Source organism: Pseudomonas sp. S3E12, from assembly GCF_001702295.1.
Lineage (GTDB): Bacteria > Pseudomonadota > Gammaproteobacteria > Pseudomonadales > Pseudomonadaceae > Aquipseudomonas > Aquipseudomonas marginalis.
The window spans coordinates 62,799-80,971 of record NZ_MBDT01000008.1 but is presented as its reverse complement, the minus strand read 5'-3'; the positions used below and the strand labels follow the sequence as shown (position 1 = coordinate 80,971).

The 18,173-nt window shown below is 60.6% G+C and carries 18 protein-coding genes; 6 read left to right on the top strand and 12 right to left on the bottom strand.

Annotation, left to right across the window (positions count from 1 at the left end; genetic code table 11):
• Positions 1-53: 53 nt before the first annotated feature.
• Together BB029_RS10550 and BB029_RS33190 are read right to left on the bottom strand one after the other, a co-directional pair.
• Complete coding sequence (locus BB029_RS10550; RefSeq protein ID WP_065939147.1) at positions 54-1,013, bottom strand: leucyl aminopeptidase; 960 nt, start codon at positions 1,011-1,013, stop codon at positions 54-56.
• A 73-nt stretch (positions 1,014-1,086) separates the two neighbouring features.
• Positions 1,087-1,224: a hypothetical protein gene (locus tag BB029_RS33190; protein ID WP_003175756.1), complete on the bottom strand. Its 138-nt coding sequence runs from the start codon at positions 1,222-1,224 to the stop codon at positions 1,087-1,089.
• 638 nt (positions 1,225-1,862) lie between these two features.
• Between BB029_RS33190 and BB029_RS10540 the strand changes: the two genes are divergently transcribed.
• A complete protein-coding gene (locus tag BB029_RS10540) occupies positions 1,863-3,284 on the top strand; it encodes an amino acid permease (protein ID WP_065939145.1) in 1,422 nt (473 codons plus the stop codon).
• A 64-nt stretch (positions 3,285-3,348) separates the two neighbouring features.
• Here BB029_RS10540 and BB029_RS10535 read toward each other — a convergent pair whose 3' ends face one another.
• Positions 3,349-3,723, bottom strand: coding sequence for a cytochrome c (locus tag BB029_RS10535; RefSeq protein ID WP_065939144.1), 375 nt, complete (start codon positions 3,721-3,723; stop codon positions 3,349-3,351).
• 70 nt (positions 3,724-3,793) lie between these two features.
• On the opposite strand from BB029_RS10535, the gene arfB reads away from it, so the two are divergent.
• Complete coding sequence (gene arfB, locus BB029_RS10530; protein WP_017139168.1) at positions 3,794-4,207, top strand: alternative ribosome rescue aminoacyl-tRNA hydrolase ArfB; 414 nt, start codon at positions 3,794-3,796, stop codon at positions 4,205-4,207.
• Here arfB and BB029_RS10525 read toward each other — a convergent pair.
• The 3 genes from BB029_RS10525 to BB029_RS10520 all read right to left on the bottom strand — a co-directional run bounded on the left by BB029_RS10525 (position 4,204) and on the right by BB029_RS10520 (position 6,357).
• Positions 4,204-5,400 (bottom strand): MFS transporter, encoded by a 1,197-nt coding sequence (locus tag BB029_RS10525; protein WP_065939143.1) that lies wholly within the window; start codon positions 5,398-5,400, stop codon positions 4,204-4,206. The genes arfB and BB029_RS10525 overlap by 4 nt on opposite strands.
• Before the next feature lie 104 nt (positions 5,401-5,504).
• Positions 5,505-5,678: a hypothetical protein gene (locus BB029_RS33185; protein ID WP_162844272.1), complete on the bottom strand. Its 174-nt coding sequence runs from the start codon at positions 5,676-5,678 to the stop codon at positions 5,505-5,507.
• 367 nt (positions 5,679-6,045) lie between these two features.
• Entirely contained in the window at positions 6,046-6,357 is a 312-nt protein-coding gene (locus tag BB029_RS10520) for a DUF962 domain-containing protein (protein ID WP_027605580.1), read from the bottom strand.
• A 162-nt stretch (positions 6,358-6,519) separates the two neighbouring features.
• Here BB029_RS10520 and BB029_RS10515 point away from each other — a divergent pair, with 162 nt between their 5' ends.
• Positions 6,520-7,578, top strand: coding sequence for an AraC family transcriptional regulator (locus tag BB029_RS10515; protein WP_065939142.1), 1,059 nt, complete (start codon positions 6,520-6,522; stop codon positions 7,576-7,578).
• Here the strand turns inward: BB029_RS10515 and BB029_RS10510 are convergent.
• The 6 genes from BB029_RS10510 to BB029_RS10485 all read right to left on the bottom strand — a co-directional run bounded on the left by BB029_RS10510 (position 7,535) and on the right by BB029_RS10485 (position 15,038).
• Positions 7,535-8,989: a TrkH family potassium uptake protein gene (locus BB029_RS10510; RefSeq protein WP_027605582.1), complete on the bottom strand. Its 1,455-nt coding sequence runs from the start codon at positions 8,987-8,989 to the stop codon at positions 7,535-7,537. The genes BB029_RS10515 and BB029_RS10510 overlap by 44 nt on opposite strands.
• Positions 8,990-9,157: 168 nt before the next feature.
• Positions 9,158-10,501, bottom strand: a complete 1,344-nt coding sequence (locus BB029_RS10505; RefSeq protein WP_065939141.1) for an imelysin family protein — start codon at positions 10,499-10,501, stop codon at positions 9,158-9,160.
• Between the two features lie 126 nt (positions 10,502-10,627).
• Positions 10,628-12,679 carry a bifunctional diguanylate cyclase/phosphodiesterase gene (locus tag BB029_RS10500; RefSeq protein WP_065939140.1) on the bottom strand — a complete coding sequence of 684 codons (2,052 nt, stop codon included), beginning with the start codon at positions 12,677-12,679 and terminating at the stop codon, positions 10,628-10,630.
• Positions 12,680-13,256: 577 nt separating this feature from the next.
• Complete coding sequence (locus BB029_RS10495; RefSeq protein WP_003212997.1) at positions 13,257-13,853, bottom strand: superoxide dismutase; 597 nt, start codon at positions 13,851-13,853, stop codon at positions 13,257-13,259.
• 178 nt (positions 13,854-14,031) lie between these two features.
• Positions 14,032-14,631 (bottom strand): LysE/ArgO family amino acid transporter, encoded by a 600-nt coding sequence (locus BB029_RS10490; protein ID WP_027605585.1) that lies wholly within the window; start codon positions 14,629-14,631, stop codon positions 14,032-14,034.
• A 5-nt stretch (positions 14,632-14,636) separates the two neighbouring features.
• Complete coding sequence (locus tag BB029_RS10485; protein WP_027605586.1) at positions 14,637-15,038, bottom strand: ACT domain-containing protein; 402 nt, start codon at positions 15,036-15,038, stop codon at positions 14,637-14,639.
• A 99-nt stretch (positions 15,039-15,137) separates the two neighbouring features.
• On the opposite strand from BB029_RS10485, the gene BB029_RS10480 reads away from it, so the two are divergent.
• The 3 genes from BB029_RS10480 (at position 15,138) to BB029_RS10470 (ending at position 18,055) form a co-directional block, all read left to right on the top strand.
• A complete protein-coding gene (locus tag BB029_RS10480) occupies positions 15,138-16,031 on the top strand; it encodes a LysR family transcriptional regulator ArgP (protein WP_065939139.1) in 894 nt (297 codons plus the stop codon).
• A 52-nt stretch (positions 16,032-16,083) separates the two neighbouring features.
• Positions 16,084-17,082 carry an NAD(P)-dependent oxidoreductase gene (locus tag BB029_RS10475; protein WP_065939138.1) on the top strand — a complete coding sequence of 333 codons (999 nt, stop codon included), beginning with the start codon at positions 16,084-16,086 and terminating at the stop codon, positions 17,080-17,082.
• Positions 17,083-17,209: 127 nt separating this feature from the next.
• Positions 17,210-18,055, top strand: a complete 846-nt coding sequence (locus tag BB029_RS10470) for an ATPase (RefSeq protein ID WP_065925930.1) — start codon at positions 17,210-17,212, stop codon at positions 18,053-18,055.
• The last annotated feature ends 118 nt before the right edge of the window (positions 18,056-18,173 follow it).

Genomic DNA, 18,173 nt, shown 5'->3' with positions numbered 1-18,173 from the left:
CGGGAGCAAGCCCCCTCCCACCGCTGGATCTCCATCATTTTCAAGCTCGGTGTTCAGAACGCAAAAGTGCCGTCAAACACCGGTTTGTCATCCAGCGCCAACACCCCACTGGCAAAGATCAGGTCCAGGTGATGACTGCCTTTCTGGCCGCCACCCAAGCCCAGGTGCAAGCCGCAATGGCGTTCCTCGAAACCGGCGTTGCGCGCATACAGGTCCTTCACCCCTTCATTGGTGCCAATCCCCAGCTCCTCCACCCGGCGGTTGGACGGGTTGGCATTCAGATATTTATTGAAGTCGTCGGCCAGCCCCGGCACGTCACTGGCCACGCTGCAGATGGTCGAGTTTTCGATCCACAGTTCCAGCGGTGATTGCAGCACGCCGTACTTGCGCGCGAAGGGGATGGTGCTGAGAAAGGTGCCGACGAACCGCACCTGGCCATTGATGGCTTCGCTGTGGGTGGCGATTTCGCCGGGGGCCAGGTCGTGGTTGCCGATGCCGTTGATATTGGTCCACTTCTTGATGCTGCTCATGGGCGCCTGCAGGCGTGAGCCGTGTTTGTCGGTAAAGCTCAGCACAGCGGCTTGGGACATGCGCCGGATCAGCGTGGCGTTCAGGTCGGCGATGCGCTGCGGCTCGACGCTGAAGGTGTCGTAGAAGTAGTCGCCGTAATCCTTGAACAGCAGGGATTTCTTCCAGTGTTCGGCCATCACGCCTTGCAGGGCACGGATAAAGTCCGGGCCTTCTGCGCGCGGGTTGGGCAGGGTGGAGGAATCGTAGAGGAACAGGTACAGGTCGCAGGCTTCGATGGCCTGCGCCAGGCTGTCGCTGTCGGCCAGGTCCAGACGCTGCACCTGGAAGTTGAAACGGGCGGCGCTGCTCTGGGCGATCGCCTGGGCGATGGCGTCGTAGCGCTCGGTGTGGCCCAGCAGCACAGTGGGGCAGTTCAGGGCGCTGAGGGCCGGATGGTGTGCAAGGTAGTAGAGAAAGTGTTCAACGGCGCGGGCCTTGTCCATGACGTATGTCCTTGTGTGCCTTGGGTAAGGAGGCAGGTGCCGTGCACAGCACCTGCCGAATACGTGCCGGGTGTCAGAACGGCCACATCGCCGTGCCAAATGGCACCACGGCATCGGCTTGCATCATTTCAACGGCGGCCTCGTGGGTCGGCGCTTCAAACCAATCGTCGAGCTGCAGTTCGGTTTCCAGGTCGTTTTCCAGTGCTTGCATGGTGTATCTCCTAGAGGACGTTGTTTGAGAACGGCTTGCCAGCGGGCTTCGCTGGGCAAGTGAAAGAACCTAGGTGAGAGTGTTTGGTAATGCAAAAATTTTATTGACACGGTCTCATTTGGATTTTTTCTTCTGTTTTTTCGCCGGCTTTTTTTCTTCAGGAAATACAGTGAGCTGGCGTCGCTAATGGCGATGAATTTTCCTGCCGCCATTTTTTCAAAAACTTACAGATGTAACGCCGATTTTCCATGCTGTAACGATTAATTTACGTGTGGCTCGCGGCATGATTGGCCTATTTACCGCTGTAAGGAATACCTGACAGATCGTCGCACGTGCTCTGCGGGTACGGCTGGAAGCTGTCGAGCGGTGTACAATGCGCCGCGTTTTACTGTGACCCCCTTGCGTAACCACGCAAAAGGCCAAGACCTCAGGGTTTACCCACCCTGATCACTCCGCCTGGCCACGAGCCCGGCGGGTTCGATTTCGTCACAGATAAAAACAAACAGGTGACGCATGACCGTTAGAAAGACGCTGTACTCCTGGTGCCTGCGCTGGGGTTTGAGCGGCGCTGCTTGAGTCGGTAATTCAAGGCAGCAACCTGCATTCAACATCATCAAACCTTGCGTGAGACCCTTTTCATGAGTGAACCCCATTCCTCTTCAGGCGAGCTGAAACGCGGCCTGAAAAATCGGCATATCCAGTTGATCGCCCTCGGTGGCGCCATCGGCACCGGCCTGTTCCTGGGCTCGGCCGGCGTGCTCAAATCCGCCGGCCCGTCGATGATCCTGGGTTATGCCATCTGCGGCTTCATTGCCTTCATGATCATGCGCCAGCTTGGCGAAATGATCGTCGAAGAGCCGGTCGCCGGTTCCTTCAGCCACTTTGCCCACAAGTACTGGGGCGGTTTCGCCGGCTTTCTGTCGGGCTGGAACTGCTGGATCCTGTACATCCTGGTGGGCATGTCCGAGCTGACAGCCGTCGGCAAATACGTGCACTACTGGTGGCCGGAGATCCCGACCTGGGTCTCGGCGGCGGCGTTCTTCGTGCTGATCAACCTGATCAACCTGGCCAACGTCAAAGTCTTTGGCGAAGCGGAGTTCTGGTTCGCCATCATCAAGGTGGTGGCTATCGTCGGCATGATCGCCCTGGGCAGCTACCTGCTGGTCAGCGGCAGCGGCGGCCCGCAAGCCTCGGTGAGCAACCTGTGGGAACACGGCGGCTTCTTCCCCCATGGCGTCAGCGGCTTGGTGATGGCCATGGCGATCATCATGTTCTCCTTCGGCGGCCTGGAAATGCTCGGCTTTACCGCCGCCGAAGCCGACCAGCCACGCACCGTGATCCCCAAGGCGATCAACCAGGTGATCTACCGCATCCTGATCTTCTACATCGGCGCCCTGGTGGTGTTGCTGTCGCTGACGCCTTGGGACAGCCTGCTGGCCACCCTCAACGCCTCCGGCGATGCCTACAGTGGCAGCCCGTTCGTGCAGGTGTTCTCCATGCTGGGCAGCAACACCGCCGCGCATATCCTCAACTTCGTGGTGTTGACGGCGGCGTTGTCGGTGTACAACAGCGGTACCTACTGCAACAGCCGCATGCTGCTGGGCATGGCCGAGCAGGGTGATGCGCCCAAGGTGCTGGCAAAGATCGACAAGCGCGGCGTGCCGGTGCGTTCGATCCTCGCGTCGGCGGCGGTCACGCTGGTGGCGGTGTTGATGAACTACTTCATCCCGCAACATGCTCTGGAACTGCTGATGTCCCTGGTGGTGGCCACGCTGGTGATCAACTGGGCGATGATCAGCTTCTCCCACCTCAAGTTCCGCCAGCACATGAACCGCACCGGCCAGGTGCCTTTGTTCAAGGCGTTGTGGTACCCGTACGGCAACTATGTGTGCCTGGCGTTCGTGGTGTTTATCCTGGTGATCATGCTGATGATTCCGGGGATCCAGGTGTCGGTGTACGCGATCCCGCTGTGGGTGGCGTTTATGGCGGTGTGTTATTGGATCAAGAACAAGCGCAGTGCTGAAGCGGCGTTGAGCACCGCGAGTGCGGCGTTGAAGTAAACAGGCGCCTACCTGGAAAACCCCGCATCCTGCATAGGGCGCGGGGTTTTGCATTTTGAAGCCGTCAACTTTTTGAAATCACACCGCTCATGTATTCATTCAAGTCGCGAAAATCCTTAACGTTCCAGGCATGCGGCGCGACTTTCACCCCATTCTCGCGCAGCGTTTTTGGGATCAGGTCTCCATTCGGGCGAAGTATGACCGACGACACAATCACGCCCGGATAAGCCGCCAGCCGTTTTTTGAAGGCTGGGGTTGTCAGGTCAGGTGTAGGCGGGTTGCTTTTCCTGGCCAACGGCCCCGTTGCCTTGAGGTCTGGCCCGTGGCACATGGCGCAGCGCTGTGAATAGAGGTTTTTGCCATTGGCGTTATCTGCAAAGGACAGTGACGTTTGAATGAGTGATAAGGTGCCGAGCAAAGTGATCAACAGTATTTTCATTGTCATGCGTCCTTGTTGTTGAGGTTGTTGTCCTGATTGGGCGTGTCTGTTGTCTAGGGTTTATTGAGTGATGCTGGTTATTTCCAACAACGTGCACCTGCCCGATGCCGAAATCGAGCTGACCGCCATCCGCGCCCAGGGCGCCGGCGGGCAGAACGTCAACAAGGTGTCGAGCGCGGTGCACCTGCGGTTTGATATTCCGGCGTCGTCGCTGCCGGCGTTCTACAAGGAGCGACTGCTGGCACTGCGTGACAGCCGTATCACCAGCGAAGGCGTGCTGGTGCTCAAGGCCCAGCAGTACCGGACCCAGGAACAGAACCGCGCCGACGCGCTGGAACGCCTGGTGGAGCTGATCCTCAGTGCCACCAAGGTCGAGAAGAAGCGCCGCCCGACCAAGCCCACCCTGGGCTCGAAAAAGCGTCGCCTGGAATCCAAGACCAAGCGCGGCAGCATCAAGGCCGGGCGCGGCAAGGTTGATTTCTAGGCATCGCGCGTTTCGCGGGCCTTGGGTGCTTGCCGGTACAGGTAGACACTCAGCAGCAGCCCACCGAGGGCGGCGAGGGCGGCGAACAGGAAGATCGACGCAAAACCGAAACCTGCCGCCACGGCCCCGGCCAGCGGCCCGGTAATGCCCAGCGACAGGTCGATAAACAGCGAATAGGCGCCCACCGCCGAACCACGGCTGGACGCGGGCACCAGGTTGACCGCCTCCACCCCCAGCGCCGGAAACACCAGGGAAAAGCCGAACCCACTCAACGCCGCGCCGGCCAGGGCCAGGTTGGCATCCGGCGCCAGCCACAACAGCAGCAGGCCGAGGATCTCCACCGACAGGCAGGCGATCGCCACGCGAAAGCCGCCGATACGGTTGATCAAGTTGCCGAACAGCAGGCGTGCACCGATAAAGCTGGCGCCGAACAGGCTCAATGCCCACACCGCGTTATCCCAATGCTGGGTGGTGTAATACAGGGTGATAAAGGTGGCGATGGTGCCAAAGCCGATGGAGCCCAGGGCCAGCGCGCAGCCGTGGGGCAGGACTCGGCCCAGGACGTTCATGAACGGCAGGCGCACACCGGCCACAATCGGCGCGGCCACTTTGTTCCAGGCCAGCAGCACGCCGACGACCGCCAGCAGGATAATGCTGACACCCATGCTCCACAGTCCGAAATGCCTCACCAGCAGCACACCCAACGGCGCACCGACCGCCAGCGCGCCGTAACTGGCGATGCCGTTCCACGAAATGACCTTGGCGGTATTGGCCGCGCCCACCCGGCCGATGCCCCAGCCGATGGCACCTGAGCCCACCAGGCTTTCTGCGCTGCCCAGTACCAATCGACCGATGAGCAGGCTGGCCAGGCTGACGGCCGGCACGCTTGAAAACCACGCCGCAAGCAACATGAACACGCCGCTCGCGCCGCAGCCCACCAGGCCGATCAGCACCGCCCGCTTACTGCCCAGGTTATCGATGATTTTGCCCGCATACGGGCGGCTCAGCAGCGTGGCCAGGTACTGCACGCTGATTACCAGGCCGGCGATCACCGCGCCGTAGCCCAGTTCACTGTGGACATAGCCCGGCAACACGGCCAGGGGAATGCCGATATTCAGGTAGCCGATAAAGGTGAACAACACGATGGAAACAACTTGCAGCGTGACCGCCATGGGGCGCTGGGTATCTGGCATGGGAGAGGTCCACTGTCGCAGCAGGTAAAGATAGGCTGCTAATGATACCGGGGCTTGGGCGTGCGCAGGGCGGTAAAACGCAAAAACGTCAGATCAAAAAGACGTCAGGCTTGAAGGGGGGCGAGTAACTGGGTGGTGACCAGGGCGGCCAGGGCGTTTTCCTGGGTGCCGAAGCGCTTGAGCAGCAAGGCTTGTTTGTCCGCGCTGAGGCGGTTCCACACATCGACCATCTGCAGGGCGGTGTCGAGTACGGCGGTGTCCGGGAGGGTGTCTGTCATGGCGGGTACCTCGGGGGTGATTCAGGCAGTGTGGAAAGCGTTCAAAGGTACGCTTTCCACACGGTCTGGTACGGCGTCAGTCCTGGCTCTTGCTGTCGACTGGTTTTGCTTCTTTGGCCTCAGGCTGCTTTGCGCTGGCCTGCTGCGGTGTTGGCTGCTCAGTTTCGTGCAGGCTTGGGAAGGGGAGATTAGGTATCTCGTGCATCGTCGTCGCTCCTCGCAAAGTCTGTTTTTTCAATCGCAGGTGATTCCGCGCTCTCAAAAAGCCTTGGCAGGATACAGCACTGTAAATGACAAAAAGACTTTTATATCGCCGGGTGTACGAACCTTTTATCGTTTTTACGCAAGTGACAAGAGGTCACATCGCTCAGAACGGCACCTTGCCCAGGATCATGTCGCGGTACATCACAAAATCCCCGAGCAAGCTGTAGAACGGGTGCTGGAAGGTCGCCGGACGGTTCTTTTCGAAGAAGAAGTGCCCGATCCAGGCAAAACTGTAACCGGCAATCGGCACGGCCAATAATAGCCCCAGTGAGCCTCGGCCGATGGCATAGGCCAGGATGCCGATCACCAGGGTAGTGCCGATAAAGTGCAGGCGCCGGCAGGTGCTGTTGCCGTGCTCAGTCAGGTAATAGGGGTAAAACTCGGCAAAGCTATTGAATCGCTTGAGGTTTTCCACTGTGGCCGGCCCTTTGATTGTTGTGCCGCCCAACAGATGTTCGGCGGGGAGCTTATTTGAGTCTAGAGTGATCAGTGGTAACAGCCAGTGACAATAGATGCCACTTTAGTATCCTTGGCTTTCCTGGCTGCCGTTTTGAGCCTGCTTTATTAAGAAGACGCCATGAGCGAACGAACAACTTCTGCAAGCTGGGCGATGGGGATAGTCAAGGCACTGGAAATGGACGGCCTGGATTGCCGCGCCTTGTTCAAGCAACTGGGCCTGGACTACGCCGCCCTGAGTGACCCCGATGCACGGTTCCCGCAAGACTCCATGACCCGCCTGTGGCAGCGCGCGGTCGAGCTGTCGGGCAACCCGGCGATTGGCCTGAACATGGGCAAGGTGGTGCGCCCGGCGTCGTTTCATGTGGCCGGTTACGCCTTGATGTCCAGTAACACCCTGGCCGAAGGCTTTATGCGTCTGGTGCGTTACCAGCGGATCATCGCCGAAAGCGCCGACTTGAGTTTTCGACTATTACCTGAAGGCTATGCACTGATTCTGACGGTGCATGGCGATCATCTTCCGCCGACGCGGCAAAGCGCCGAAGCCTCCCTGGCCTGTGCGTTGGCGCTGTGCGGCTGGCTCACCGGGCGGACCCTGCAACCCCGCAAAGTGCTGTTGCAGGGCAATCAACCGGAAGACCTGGCCCCTTATAAACAAGCGTTCCATGCCCCGCTGGAGTTCGATGCGCCGTATGACGCGCTGATCTTTGAGCGCGCCGACATGGACGCGCCGCTGCCCACGGCCAACGAGGCCATGGCGCTGTTGCACGATCGATTTGCCGGTGAGTACCTGGCGCGGTTCTCCGAAAGCCGTGTGACCCACAAGGCGCGGCAGGTGCTGTGCCGACTGCTGCCCCAGGGCGAGCCCAAGCGCGAAGTGGTGGCCCAGACCCTGCACCTGTCCCAGCGCACCTTGCAGCGGCGCCTGCAGGAAGAAGGCACAAGTTTCCAGACCCTGCTCGACGACACCCGCCGCGAACTGGCCGAGCAGTACCTGGCGCAGCCGAGCATGACCCTGTTGGAGATTGCCTACCTGCTGGGCTTTGCCGACCCGAGCAACTTCTTTCGCGCGTTTCGCCGCTGGTTCGATGCCACGCCCGGCGAATACCGGGCGCGGCTGCAGGATGCGTCGACGGTCAGTGACGCCAGAATGCAGGAATGCACAGAACAAAGACTGTGATGATTTCCAGCCGGCCCAGCAGCATGCCCAGGGACAGGATCCACTTGGCCGCATCCGGCAGGCTGGCGAAGTTGCCGGCCGGGCCAATGGTTTCCCCCAGGCCCGGGCCGACGCCGGACACGGTGCTGGCGGCGCCGGTGAGTGCGGTCATCCAGTCCAGGCCCAGCAGCGACAAGGCCAGGGCGATGGCGCAGATGGTGATAGCGAAGAAAAACGAAAAGGTCAGGATCGAACGCACGATCTCTTCGTCGAGGCGGTGGCCGTTGTACTTCTGCTTGATCACCGCGCGCGGGTGAATCAGTTGGTTCAAGTTGGCCTTGAGCAGGATATAGGCGACCTGGAAGCGGAAAATCTTGATCCCGCCCGCCGTGGAGCCGGAACAGCCACCGATGAAGCCCAGGTAGAAAAACAGCATCAGTGAGAAATTGCCCCACAGGCTGTAGTCCCCCAGTGCAAAACCGGTGGTGGTTACTACCGATGTGACGTTCAACGCCACATGGCGCAGGGCATCCAGCCAATGCAGGTTGGTGGTCCACCAGTACCAGGTGCCGAGCACCAGCCAGGTCACCAGCAACAAACCGAGCAAGCCCTGTACTTGCTGATCCTTGATCAATGCCTTGCGATTACCCCGCAAGGTGGCCACGTACAAGGTGAACGGCAAGCTGCCGAGGATCATCACCACCACCGCCACCCAGTGCACCGCCGGTTGTTTCCAGTGCGCCAGGGATTCGTCGGAGGTGGAAAACCCACCGGTGGAAATCGCCGACATCGCATGGTTGATCGCATCGAACAGGCCCATGCCGGCCCACCAGAACGCCAGGCTGCCGAGGATGGTGATGCCGACGTAGGCCGCCACGATCAGCCGCGCCACCATGTGCGAGCGGGGCATGACCTTCTCCGAGCGGTCCGAGGATTCGGTCTGGAACAGGCGCATGCCACCGATACGCAGCAGCGGCAGGATCGCCACCGCCATGCCGATAAAGCCGATGCCGCCGAGCCAGTGCAGCAGCGAGCGCCACATCAGAATGCCGGGGGACAGGGTGTCCAGGCCGCTCAGCACCGTGGAACCGGTGGCGGTGATACCTGACATGCTTTCGAAAAACGAGTCGGTGTAGCTGATGTGCTGGGTCAGCAGGAACGGCAGCGCGGCGAATACGCATACCACCACCCAACTGCTGACCGTGAGCAGGTACATGTCTCGCGGACGCAGGTGCACGTGTTCGGGACGCCCGGGAATCACCAGGGCAAGCCCGGCGACAAAAGTGATCAGGCTGGCCCAGAGGAACGAGGGCAGGTCGCTGGTCCGTTCGAAAATCACCAGGGTGGCCATGGGCACGACCATGGCGATCGCAAGGGTGATCAGGAAGATGCCGATGATGAAACCGATGATGCGTAGGGTCGGCAACGCCATGAAGTGAGCTCGAAATAGGGCAGAGGCGCCATTCTACCTGGGGTGCCGGGCATGTAAACCGGGCCTTGAAAGCGACGCAAATCAAATGTGGGAGGGAGTGGTGGTACTACTGTGAAAGGCAGGTAAAAAAAGGCGACCCGAAGGCCGCCTCATTCAACACCGCACTGATCAGAATTCGTGATCAGCGTTATCCGGGTTCAGGTCGCTGATGCCCAGCTTGCCTGCCGCGGCCTCGATCGAACCGGTCTGCTTGACCAGGGCGGCGATGGCGTCACGCACGATCTGGTTGCCCGCGTCGTTACCGGCCGCGATCAACTGGTCGTAGTGTTCACCCTTGTTGGCATGATCAACCATGACCTGGATTTTCGCTTCGGTCGCCGCCAAGTCCGCTTTCAGCGCGGTATCGGCAGCCGGGTCGGCCTTGGCCACCAGGGACGACAGGCTGGCGCCGGTCAGTTTGGTGCCGTCGACGCGGGTGTACTCGCCCAGGTAGACGTTGCGGATGCCCTTGGCGTCGTAGAAGTGCGAGTAATGGGTGTTGTCGCTGAAGCAGTCCTGTTCGTCTTCCGGCGAGTTGGCTTCCAGGGAAACCTTCATACGCTCACCGGCCAGCTCGCCCAGGGACAGGCTGCCCATGCCGAACAACATTTTGCGCAGGCCGTCGGTGGCAGGTTCTGCCTCCAGGGTGGCGCGGTAGTTGTCTTCGACGTTGGGTTTCCAGTTGCCGACCATTTCCTGCAGGTCGCTGACCAGCAGTTGGGTCACGGCGGTCAGGTAGGCGCGGCGGCGCTCGTTGTGGCCGCCGGTTGCGCCGTCGCCGGTCAGGTAGTCCGACGCAGGGCGGTTGCCGGCGCCTGGGCCGGTGCCGTTCAGGTCCTGGCCCCAGAGCAGGAATTCGATGGCGTGGTAGCCGGTGGCGACGTTGGCTTCGGAACCGCCCAGCTCATTGAGGCTGGCGAGTTTTTCCGGGGTGATGTCCTTCACGTCGACCTTATCTTCGCCGACCTGGATCTCGGTGTTGGCGATGATGTTGGCGGTAGCGCCCGGGTTACCCAGGGCGTGCTCGTAGGATGTGTCGACGTAGTCGATCAGGCCTTCGTCCAGGGGCCAGGCATTCACCTGACCTTCCCAGTCGTCGATGATGGTGTTGCCGAAGCGGAACACTTCGCTCTGCAGGTACGGAACGCGCGCGGCAACCCAGGCGGCGCGGGCGGCTTTCAGGGTTTCGTCGTTCGGCTTGGCGAGGAAGGCGTCAATTGCGGTTTGCAGGGTTTTTGCCGTGGACTCGGCATCGCTGTACACCGCGAAGACCATGTCGGCGTAATGCGCAACCACGGCCTTGGCGGCCGCTTCGTCGACCTGGCCGGCAGGGGTGGCAGCCGCTGGAGCGGTGGTGCTGGCAGCCGGGGTCGGCGCCTGGTTTGCTGCGGGCTTGTCTTTACCTTCGCCGCAACCGGCGAGAGAAATGGCAATGGCCAGCAGACTGGCGGTGGCCAGGGGCATACGAATCATGGCGAACATCCTGCTTCGGTTGTTGATGGGCGCGCGGGGGTCGCGCAAAACTGCGACATAATGCGAAAGATTTGCATTTTGTGTAAAGGGTTATACGCGGGAAATATTCAGTATCGTTTTGCCCGGTCAGAGAATGGCCGCGCCATTGCGCTCGGCCTGCTTCAAAAAAGCCGCCAACTCCCGGGCCGGCAGGGGTTTGCTGTAGTAGTAACCCTGACCTTCATGGCAACCCTCGGAGATGATGTAGGCCTCCTGCTCCGCGGTTTCCACGCCCTCCGCGATGACCTGCATGCCCAGGCTTTTGCCCAGTTGGATAATGGCGCGAACGATGGTGGCATCGTCATCGTCGTCCAGCAGGTCCTGGACGAAGCTTTTGTCGATCTTGATCTTGTCCAGGGGCAGGCTTTTCAAATAGCTCAAGGAGGAATAGCCGGTGCCGAAATCATCAATCGCGATCAATGCCCCGGAGCGGCGCAGGCTCAACAGGTGTTGGGCGGCGGTGCTGATGTCTTCCATCAGGCCGGTCTCGGTGACTTCCAGCTCCAGGCTGCGCGGCGGCAGGCGGTAGATCTGCATCAGGTTGTTGACCACCCGTGGCAGCTCGGTGTGGTGCAACTGCACGGTGGACAGGTTGACCGCCATGCGCAGTTCGGTGAAGCCCAGGTCATGCCATTCGCGCAATTGTCGACAGGCCTGGTCCAGTACCCATTCGCCAATCGGAATAATGGTGCCGTTCTGTTCTGCCAGCGGAATGAACAGGTCCGGCGGCACCAGCCCGTGTTCCGGGTGCTGCCAGCGGATCAGGGCTTCCACGCCTACCACACGCTGGTCGCGATAGCTGATCTGCGGCTGGTAGACCAGGTGGAACTGGTCGCGGCTGAGGGCGTCGCGCAGGTCTTTTTCCAGCTCGCGGCGGCGGCGCATTTCGCTGTCGACGCTGGCGATATAGAACTGATAGCGGTTGCGAGAGCGGCTCTTGGCCAAGGTCATGGTCTGTTCGGCTTTTTGCAGCAGCTTCTCGGTGCTGTCGCCATCTTCGGGAAACAAGGTGATGCCGATGGTGGCGCGCAGGCGAATTTCCTCGTGGTCGAGGGCGAACTCCGCCTCCAGGTCGTCGAGGATACTTTGCGCCAGTTCGGCCGCTTCGTAAGGCTGGTCGATATCGGCCTGTACCAGCGCGAACTGGTCGCCCCCCAGGCGGGCGAGGGCGCCGAGGCGACCGCTGTGGGCGCGCAGACGGTCGGCCAGGGCCAGCAGCAATTTGTCGCCGGCCTGGTAGGTGAACTGCTCGTTGACGCTTTTGAAGTCATCCAGTCCCACGCACAGCACTGCTACGCGGCGCTGGCGGCGGCCGGCGTCGATGAGGATCTTGTCCAGTTGCTCCTGCAGTTTCTGGCGGTTGGGCAGGCCGGTGAGAAAATCGTACTGGGCCATGCGCAGCAGGCTGGATTCCGCCTCATGGCGCAGGTGGGTGTTGCGCTCGATGGATTCGAGCAACTGGTTGGCGGTGTTGATCCACAACCCCAATTCGTTGCGCTCGTGGCCCTTGAGTTGCGGGATCTTGTGCTCGCTGGGGCGGTCCGGGTTGATCGATGTCAGGTGTTCGATAATCCGCGACAGCGGCTTGGTCAGCAGCCAGTGGTACACCAGGTACAACACCAGGCCCATGGCCAAGGCGCGTAACACGCCGGAAATGAAGATGATCACCGAACTGACAATAAAGCCCTGGCCGTACGTGGCGGTATCGAGGGTAATGCTCAGGTCGCCGTAATACTCGCTGTAGGGGCCTTTGCCGACCAAGGCGGTGGTAAAGGTGCGTTCCTGGCCAAGAATCAGGTCGGTGAGCCAGCGGCTGGGGGAGTGCTGCAAGGCGCGGCTTTTTTCTGCCAGCATGGTTTCGTTGGGATGGCCGATGGAGGCCATGCGCACCGCCTCGTCCTGGAACAGCCCCTCTATCACCTGCATGCCCATCTCGCGGTCCAGGCTATAGACGGCCTGGGTCGAGGGGTCGCGAAACATGTCGAGGATGCGCTGGGCATCACCGGCTACGGCCTGGCGCGTCTTGTAGGCATCGAAAACGATCTGCGCCACGCTCAGCGTCACGCCCACGATCAACGCCGACAGCAGCACGACCCGTAGCAACTTCACCGACAAGCTGTTTTTGAGTTCCAGCTTCAAAGGGGCATTCCTTGTCTCATGCGGGTGGCCTTCAATATGCCATGAGTATTGGCAATCTGGTGATGCCAGTCAAAGGGACATTGCGGCTTACGGTACTTTGGGGCGCTGGGTGAGCCTGGGGCGGGTGGTGTTGGCGGGCGCGGGGTGACATGGAGAGGGGGTTCAATCAGGCGAGCGATGGCGGTGAAGAAGCTGCGGTTTTCGCTTCCCTGGAAGCCCTGAGAAGCGAACGCTGCGGCTTTTACCCGGCTGGTACCTGGTTTGGATTATCTTTCTGCGCGTTTGCCATGGATTGAGCCAGCGACGAGCCTGTGTCGATTGCCATTCTTAAGGTTTTAAGCCCGAGGTCTATCGCCATCGGGGCGGCGGTTGAGATTATTGGGGCTGCTGCTGCTGCTGCGCCTGCGATTGCCATAATTAAACTCTCCTACATCAATTAAGAGGGACATTCCTCCTGCCGCCTGGGTGGTCATTTCTTATCGTTGAGTTCCATGGGTCTTTGCATGCCCTTGCGGTTAAACCGCGCCCATAAAAAAGCCCGGCACATTCGCCGGGCTCTTTCTACTGCAAGCGTCGCTTAGGCAGTGAAGGTCTTGCCTTCGAACTGCTCAGCCACGAACTTCCAGTTGACCAGGTTCCAGAACGCTTCCACATACTTTGGACGCACGTTGCGGTAGTCGATGTAGTAGGCGTGTTCCCACACGTCGCAGGTCAGCAGCGGGGTGTCGCCGCTGGTCAGCGGGTTGCCGGCGCCGATGGTGCTGGCCAGGGCCAGGGAACCGTCAGCCTTTTTCACCAGCCAGCCCCAACCGGAACCGAAGGTGCCAACGGACGTCTTGGTGAATTCTTCCTTGAACTTGTCGAACGAACCGAACGCGGCGTTGATGGCTTCAGCCAGCGCGCCGGTAGGTTGGCCGCCGGCGTTGGGTGCCAGGCAGTTCCAGTAGAAGGTGTGGTTCCAGACCTGAGCGGCGTTGTTGAAGATGCCGCCCGAAGAAGACTTGACGATTTCTTCCAGGGTCTTGCCTTCGAACTCGGTGCCTGGCACCAGGTTGTTCAGGTTCACGACATAGGTGTTGTGGTGCTTGTCGTGGTGGTATTCCAAGGTTTCCTTGGAGATGTGCGGCTGCAGGGCATCGTGTGCGTAGGGCAGCGGCGGCAATTCGAAAGCCATGATGATTCTCCTAATCAGGTCAGTTGCGGTGAGCGCAAGGCCGATCACGGGCGGCCAAACAAGCGCCGGGGAGTTTGTACTCTTTGCGGCGCAGGGTCCGGATCATAGCACCGGGGGTGCGGCAAAACCACGCAACAACTGTGTGGGATAGAGGTTCCAGAGCGTTTTGGAATATTCATCAGGCGCTGATCAATTGATAGGCCACGCTGAACATCATTACCGCTACCAACAGGTCCAACAGGCGCCATGTCGCCGGGCGTGCCAGCCACGGCGCCAACCAGGCCGCGCCGAGCGCCAGGGTGGCGAACCACAGCAACGATGCACTCGCGGCCCCGGCCACGTAGGCGCCGGGTTCGGTTTGTTGCGCGCCCAGCGAGCCGATCAGCAGCACCGTGTCCAGATACACATGAGGATTGAGCAACGTGACCGCCAGGGCACTGAGCAATACGGCGCGCAATGAGCGGACCTTGAGGTCGCCCCCTTGCTCCAGGCCCTGTGTCGAAAACGCCCGGCGCAGCGCCAGGGTGCCGTACCACAGCAGGAACGCGGCGCCGCCCCAGCGGGCAATTGCCAGCAGCAGCGGGTTTTGTGCCAGTACCGTCGCCAGGCCGAATACCCCGGCTGCCACGAGCAAGGCGTCGCACACCACGCACAATGCCGCTACCGGCAGGTGATGTTCACGGCGCAGGCTTTGCGCCAATACAAATGCGTTTTGCGTGCCGATGGCCATGATCAACCCCAGGGCCACCAATAATCCGTTCAGATAGCTTTGCCACATAACCATTACTCCGAAGTCGCTGCCAGTTGCCGCAATACGTCCATGGCTCGCTCGGCATCCGCGCGGCCGACGAACAGGTGGTCGTGGTAGTAGCCGGCGATCACGTTGCAGCTGATGCCGGCTTTGCCGAGTGCGCTGGCGAAGGCGGCCGTCAGGCCCACGGCTTGCAGCGCTGAATGCACATTCAGGGTGATCCACGCGGCGATGTAGTCGAATGCCAGCCCTGCCTGTTCCGCCTGCCGGCGCTCCAGAATCAGGGTCAGGCCTTCCTGTTCGCGAAAGCTGCCGATGGCCTCGCAACCGGCCGGTATACGATGGTCAGGCAGGGTGCAGAACACGTAGTCACCGTCATTGAGCTGCGGGCTCATACTGCGCAGTAGGGTTGCCAGGGCGGTTTCGCCAGCCATGGTGAAGGTCCTTATAAAGAGAGAAGCGATGCTGGCTATTCTCATGGCCCAGGCTGTATAAGAAAAACCAATATTGCTGATCGCTCATTAGAGAAACTGATGTTCGACTATAAATTGCTTTCTGCCCTGGCGGCGGTGGTGGAACAGGCCGGCTTCGAGCGCGGTGCCCAGGTATTGGGGCTGTCGCAATCGGCGATTTCCCAGCGCATCAAGTTATTGGAAGCACGCATCGGCCAGCCGGTGCTGGTGCGGGTTACGCCGCCGACGCCCACCGATATCGGTCGACGTTTGCTTAACCATGTGCAGCAGGTGCGGCTGCTGGAGCGCGACCTGCAAAGCCAGGTGCCGGCGCTGGACGAAGAAGGCATGCCTGAGCGCCTGCGCATCGCCCTGAATGCCGACAGCCTGGCCACTTGGTGGGCCGAGGCGGTGAGCGATTTTTGTGCCGAGCAGCATTTGCTGCTGGATCTGGTCGTAGAAGACCAGACGGTGGGGCTCAAGCGCATGCGTGCCGGCGAGGTAGCGGCCTGCATTTGCGCCAGTGAACGCCCGGTGGCCGGTGCCCGCAGCCTGTTGCTCGGCGCCATGCGTTATCGGGCGTTGGCCAGCCCGGCATTTGTTGCACGGCATTTCCCCGAAGGTGTACGTGCCGACCAACTGGCGCGCACACCGGCGCTGGTGTTTGGCCCGGATGATTTCCTGCAGCATCGCTATTTGGCGTCTCTGGGTGTGGACGGTGGTTTCGAACACCATTTATGCCCATCGTCCGAAGGCTTTCTCCGCCTTGCGGAAGCCGGGCTCGGCTGGGGGCTGGTGCCTGAACTGCAGGTGCGCGACCAGCTGGAAAAAGGCGTGCTGGTCGAGTTGATGCCAGATAAGCCCATCGATGTGCCGTTGTACTGGCATCATTGGCGCAGCGGCGGGCAGCTGTTGGGCCTGTTGACCGACCACCTGGCCCAAGCCTGTGGACAATGGTTGGTGCCGTTGGACTGATGGCGGTCGTCAAGGCAACAGCGATGAAAAATGAAAGAACACGGGGTAATACATGAAGATTCTGGTCACCGGCGCAAGCGGCTTCATCGGCGGGCGCTTTGCGCGTTTCGCCCTGGAGCAGGGCCTGGACGTGCGGGTCAACGGGCGGCGCGCCGAGGGTGTGGAGCACCTGGTTCGGCGCGGTGCCGAGTTTATCCAGGGTGACTTGAGTGACGCCGACCTGGTGCGCGACCTGTGCCGCGATGTCGAAGCCGTGGTGCATTGTGCAGGCGCCGTGGGCTTGTGGGGGAAGTACCAGGACTTCCATCAGGGCAACGTGCTGGTGACTGAAAACGTCGTGGAAGCCTGCCTCAAGCAGCGCGTGGGCCGTCTGGTGCACCTGTCGTCGCCGTCGATCTACTTCGACGGGCGCGATCACCTCGGGTTGACCGAAGAGCAAGTCCCCAAGCGCTTCAAGCATCCCTATGCGGCCACGAAGTACCTGGCCGAACAGAAAGTGTTCGGCGCCCAGGAGTTTGGCCTCGAGGTGCTGGCCCTGCGTCCGCGGTTCGTCACCGGTGCCGGTGACATGAGTATTTTCCCGCGCCTGTTGAAGATGCAGCGCAAGAACCGCCTGGCTATCGTCGGCGATGGTCTCAACAAGGTCGACTTCACCAGTGTGCACAACCTCAACGAAGCGCTGCTCAGCAGTTTGCTGGCCACCGGTTCGGCCCTGGGCAAGGCCTACAACATCAGCAACGGCACGCCGGTGCCGGTGTGGGATGTGGTCAATTACGTGATGCGCCAAATGGAGATGCCCCAGGTGACCCGTTATCGCTCCTACGGCTTGTCCTACAGCGTGGCGGCGCTTAACGAAGCCTTTTGCGCAATGTGGCCCGGTCGTCCGGAGCCGGCGTTATCGCGCCTGGGCATGCAGGTAATGAACAAAGATTTCACCCTCGACATCAGCCGGGCCAGGCATTATCTGGATTACGAGCCCAAGGTCAGCCTGTGGACCGCCCTCGACGAATTCTGCAGTTGGTGGAAGGCCCAGGATCCCGGGTTCAAATAAGGTCACAACAGGCAACACATCGGGAACCGAATTCCAGGTTCCGGGTCGATCAACGCGACGGAGTTGGGGTTTATACTCCCGTCGCTCGGCTTTCCAGCCAGCTAACTCACCGATTCAGGGTTGATTCATGCGTAACGATGCCAAAGACGATTTCGACAACATTCCCAGCCTGCGGGCCGATCTTGGGGATGACGATGATTTCGAACCTTCCCCGGCCACCTCGGTGCGTTCGCGCAACACGCCCGTGGTCAAGGTCAAGGGCGCCAGCACCGGCCCGCTGTGGGCATTGATCGGCGCGCTGTTGATCGCCTTCGCCGGCCTGGCCTGGTGGAGCTTCCAGCAGATTTCCCTGATGGGCCAGCAGTTGGTAGCCACCCAGGAAAGCTTTGCGCGCATCAGCGAAGAAGCGGCAGGGCGCCTGCAGGACATTTCCGGCAAGGTCGTAGCCAGTGAAGCCAATGTGAACAACGGCAGCGAAGCACTGAAACTGCAGATCAAACAGCTGGAAACCCAGTTGCTGGAGCAGGGCAAGCAGCAACTCGGCGTTGCCGGCCAGGCCACCGAGCTGGACAAGCGCCTGGCGCAAATGACTGCCAGCACCACTGAGCTGTCGAGCGCCAATGCCAAGCTGCAGGGCCAGGTGCAAGCCTTGACCGATGCAGTGGCCACCCTGAAGGCTGCGCAGGGCGATGCCGGCAAGCGCGATACCGAGATAAAGGAGTTGGTCGCTGATGTGGCTGCCTTGAAAAAACAAGGCAATCCGAGCGCAGCCATCGCCCGTCTCGAGCAGGATCTCGTGGTACTCAAAAGCGCCCAGGACAGCCAGCCGGCCAACAGCGATGCGCCGACCAACAAGGAGTTCGACGTGTTCCGCATCCAGACCACCCGCAATATCACCACCTTGCAGAGCCAGGTGCAGAACCTGAATCAGCGCCTGAATGCGCCGGCGGCTGTCACGCCGCTCGGCCAGTAATATCGGGCCTGTGGCAAGCTTGCTCGCCACAGGCCGCCTAGCGGCTTGAATGTCACCGCCTGGTGACATTTCCCATCCCCTTCGTTACTTGCCCCCACCTCGCCCTTGTTTAGACTCC

Excerpts from the sequence above, each read along its gene's own strand:
- BB029_RS10550 (WP_065939147.1), bottom strand. The coding sequence starts at position 1,013 with ATGGACAAGGCCCGCGCCGTTGAACACTTTCTCTACTACCTTGCACAC.
- BB029_RS33190 (WP_003175756.1), bottom strand. The coding sequence starts at position 1,224 with ATGCAAGCACTGGAAAACGACCTGGAAACCGAACTGCAGCTCGACGAT.
- BB029_RS10540 (WP_065939145.1), top strand. The coding sequence starts at position 1,863 with ATGAGTGAACCCCATTCCTCTTCAGGCGAGCTGAAACGCGGCCTGAAA.
- BB029_RS10535 (WP_065939144.1), bottom strand. The coding sequence starts at position 3,723 with ATGAAAATACTGTTGATCACTTTGCTCGGCACCTTATCACTCATTCAA.
- arfB (WP_017139168.1), top strand. The coding sequence starts at position 3,794 with ATGCTGGTTATTTCCAACAACGTGCACCTGCCCGATGCCGAAATCGAG.
- BB029_RS10525 (WP_065939143.1), bottom strand. The coding sequence starts at position 5,400 with ATGCCAGATACCCAGCGCCCCATGGCGGTCACGCTGCAAGTTGTTTCC.
- BB029_RS33185 (WP_162844272.1), bottom strand. The coding sequence starts at position 5,678 with ATGACAGACACCCTCCCGGACACCGCCGTACTCGACACCGCCCTGCAG.
- BB029_RS10515 (WP_065939142.1), top strand. The coding sequence starts at position 6,520 with ATGAGCGAACGAACAACTTCTGCAAGCTGGGCGATGGGGATAGTCAAG.
- BB029_RS10510 (WP_027605582.1), bottom strand. The coding sequence starts at position 8,989 with ATGGCGTTGCCGACCCTACGCATCATCGGTTTCATCATCGGCATCTTC.
- BB029_RS10505 (WP_065939141.1), bottom strand. The coding sequence starts at position 10,501 with ATGATTCGTATGCCCCTGGCCACCGCCAGTCTGCTGGCCATTGCCATT.
- BB029_RS10495 (WP_003212997.1), bottom strand. The coding sequence starts at position 13,853 with ATGGCTTTCGAATTGCCGCCGCTGCCCTACGCACACGATGCCCTGCAG.
- BB029_RS10490 (WP_027605585.1), bottom strand. The coding sequence starts at position 14,631 with ATGTGGCAAAGCTATCTGAACGGATTATTGGTGGCCCTGGGGTTGATC.
- BB029_RS10485 (WP_027605586.1), bottom strand. The coding sequence starts at position 15,038 with ATGGCTGGCGAAACCGCCCTGGCAACCCTACTGCGCAGTATGAGCCCG.
- BB029_RS10480 (WP_065939139.1), top strand. The coding sequence starts at position 15,138 with ATGTTCGACTATAAATTGCTTTCTGCCCTGGCGGCGGTGGTGGAACAG.
- BB029_RS10475 (WP_065939138.1), top strand. The coding sequence starts at position 16,084 with ATGAAGATTCTGGTCACCGGCGCAAGCGGCTTCATCGGCGGGCGCTTT.
- BB029_RS10470 (WP_065925930.1), top strand. The coding sequence starts at position 17,210 with ATGCGTAACGATGCCAAAGACGATTTCGACAACATTCCCAGCCTGCGG.